Raw genomic sequence first — 2,855 nt, 5'->3', positions numbered from 1 at the left:
AGGACCTCGCGGAAGTACCAGCAGTTGTCGAAGGCGACGACGGCCTGCGCGGCCATGCCGGCGCCGAGCTCGAGGTCGGCCACGGTGTACGTCTGCCCGCCCGGCCGCTGGCCGAGCGCCGCGAAGCCGCACACCTGCTCGCCGCTGCGCAGCGAGAACACGGCGGACAGCTTGTGGGCCTCGAAGAGGGCACGCAGCTCCGGGTCCTCGAGGTCCTCGACGAGCGCGGCCTCCGGGAGCCGGTGCATTGCCTCCTGGAAGGTCGACAGCGGCGGCAACTTCACGCCCTGCTGACGCGACACCGTGCCGAGCCCGTCGCGGCAGACCACGATGGCGTACCGGGTGACCATCCACTGCCCCGCGATCGTCAGGCCGTAGATGCGCGCCACCTCCTCCACGTCGTTCACGCGGGAGAAGGCGCGCCCGAGTTCCATCAGCGTGCGGAGTTCCTGGATCTTGCGATCGAGGTCGAGGTTGAGCCGGGTCGCCTGCGCGTGCGCGTTGGCGTTGCTGATGCCGGTCGCCGCGAGGCCGAGGAGCGCCTCGAGGAATCCCCGCTCATCATCGTCGATGGCAGGACGCGCGGGCGCCGCCGTGGCCAGCAGTCCCACGGCCGGCACGCCGATCGGCAGGTGATGCGGCAAGCCGAGGGCGGTGGCACGCGTCTCGTCGAACGGCTGCCCGAGCCGCGCGTCGGGCACGCCACGGGCGATGGCGATGCGAGGGCCGTCGCCGGCGTCGATGGCGACGATGGCTCGGGTGACCAACAAGCGCCCCATCACGGTGCGCAGCAGGTGCTTGAGGAGGTGGTCGAGATCGAGCGACGCGTGCAGCAGTTGCGCCGATTCGAGAAGGGACTCGAGGCGACTGACGGAGACGTGCGCCACGCGACCCCTACTTCTGGATACGCTTGAGGAGGCGCAGGCGGTTGCGGTCGCCGGGGAGGATCTCGTAGGAGACCTCGTCCATCAGCGACTTCATCACGCGCAGGCCGAGGCCGCCGGTGCGGCGGTCGTGGACCATCTGCTCGACGGGGGTTGCCGGGACGGCAGTGGGGTCGAAGCCCTCGCCCTCGTCCACCACCTCGATGCGGAGGGTGGCGGTATCGAAGGTGGCGCGCACCGTGACTTCCTTGTTGGCGTCGTGGCCGTGCGCGTGCTCGATGACGTTGGCACAGGCTTCGTCCACCGCCAGTTCGAGCTTGGCCACGTCGTCTTCACCCAGGCCTGCCTGCGAGCCGACGTTGACGACGAACTCCCGGATCAGTGCCAGATTCTCGGTGGCCGATGGCACGGTCAGGGTCAACGTCCGCTCGAGGGAGGTCATCGCGCTCTATGCCTCCCGGGTGGGGCTGGTCGCGAAGCGCTGGACCGCGTCCGGCACCGTGTCGACCATGTCGTAGATGGCCTGGAAACCCAGGATCTCGAAGATTTGCTTCACCTTGGGGCTGAGGCCACAGATCTTCAGGTCGCCGCCCTGCTCACGGATCTGTTCGATGAAGCCCATGAAGACGCCGAGGCCGGCCGACGAAATGTAGGTCAGCTTCTCGCCATCGACGACGAGCCGCGGGCGGCTGGCGTCGAGTTCGGCCTGGATGGCCTGCTCGAAGGCCGGCGCCGTGTGGGCGTCGAGAAAGCCCTCGAGATGCAGCACCGAGACGTCGCCTTCAGCGGTCCGGTGCACCTTGAACGGGTGGGGCATCAGTAGTCCTCGTCCGGATGGCCGCTAGTGTAGACGCAAAGCTCGAGCTCGACCACCCTGCCACCGCTTATCATACGGCCGCCCATGTCCGTTCTCTCGGTCCTCTCCGGTCCCGCGCTCGTGATGGCGCCCATGACCAAGGGAGGCAACCTCCCCTATCGACGCCTCTGCCAGGCCTTCGGGGCCACGGTGACCATGAGCGAGATGGCCGTCGTGCGCAGCCTGCAGCAGCGCCGACGGGCCGAATTCGCGCTCATCCAGCGTGCCCCCGACGAGCGATGCTTCGGCGTCCAGCTCGCCGGCCGGTCCCCCGACGAACTCCAGTGGGGGGCGGCCCTCGTGGCCGAACGCGGCGCCGATTTCGTCGACCTCAACCTCGGCTGCCCCATCGACGAGTTCACCCGCCGGGGACTCGGGTCCGCGCTGCTCCGGCAGCCCCGCCGCATCGAGCGGCTGGTGGCGGCCATGAAGACGGGCGCGGGCGCCCTGCCGGTCACCGTCAAGATTCGACTCGGCTGGAATGAAGACGAACGAAACGCGGTAGATGTTGCACGGGCGGCCGAAGCAGGTGGGGCGGACGCGCTGACCGTCCACGGCCGGACCCGCTCGGCCCGGTACCGGTTTCAGGCCGACTGGGTCGCCATCGGCGAGGTCGCGCAGGCCGTGCGCATCCCCGTGGTCGGCAACGGCGACATCCTCTTCCCCGAGGACATCGAGCGCAGCCGGGCCATCTCGGGTGTACAGGCGGTGATGATTGCGCGCGGCGCCCTGATCAAGCCCTGGATCTTCGCCGAGGCGCTGGGCCAGGTGGTGGACGACTCCGCCGAGGGCCGGCTCGCCATCTACCGCGAGTACGTCCGACTGGGGCGCAAGCACTTCGGCGAGGACGAGCGGGGCTACACGCGCTTCCGCCCATTTCTCGTATGGCACCTCGGGCTGTGGTGCCGGCACGTGCCCCGCGCCGCGGACGGCTCCTACGTGCCCATGCAGGAGCGCGCGGTGTTCGACAACCCGCGCTCGCCGCTCGAGGCGCTGCTCGCACGACCGGAACCGGAGGTGCACGGCTGGATTGCCGATCGCCTGCTGGCCGGCGACGAGCTGCGGCCGGAAGACCTACCGGCCGACATCGTGCCGGAGGCCCCGGCCGACCCGCG

General features: G+C 69.6%; 4 protein-coding genes. 1 reads left to right on the top strand and 3 read right to left on the bottom strand.

Annotated features, from left to right (window positions below):
* From ACIRDX_RS22455 to ACIRDX_RS22445, 3 genes are all read right to left on the bottom strand, one after another.
* The coding region (locus ACIRDX_RS22455; protein WP_396627646.1) for a hypothetical protein at positions 1–887 on the bottom strand (887 nt) is incomplete at its 3' end.
* Between the two features lie 7 nt (positions 888–894).
* A complete protein-coding gene (locus ACIRDX_RS22450) occupies positions 895–1,326 on the bottom strand; it encodes an ATP-binding protein (protein WP_396627645.1) in 432 nt (143 codons plus the stop codon).
* A 6-nt stretch (positions 1,327–1,332) separates the two neighbouring features.
* Positions 1,333–1,701 carry an STAS domain-containing protein gene (locus tag ACIRDX_RS22445; protein ID WP_396627644.1) on the bottom strand — a complete coding sequence of 123 codons (369 nt, stop codon included), beginning with the start codon at positions 1,699–1,701 and terminating at the stop codon, positions 1,333–1,335.
* Between the two features lie 84 nt (positions 1,702–1,785).
* On the opposite strand from ACIRDX_RS22445, the gene ACIRDX_RS22440 reads away from it, so the two are divergent.
* Positions 1,786–2,855: tRNA dihydrouridine synthase (locus tag ACIRDX_RS22440; protein WP_396627643.1), on the top strand; the 1,070-nt coding region annotated here is incomplete at its 3' end.

This window comes from Luteitalea sp., assembly GCF_044337415.1.
Taxonomy (GTDB): domain Bacteria; phylum Acidobacteriota; class Vicinamibacteria; order Vicinamibacterales; family Vicinamibacteraceae; genus Luteitalea.
Note: the sequence above shows the minus strand (reverse complement) of the source record. Positions and strands in the feature narration are given on the sequence as shown.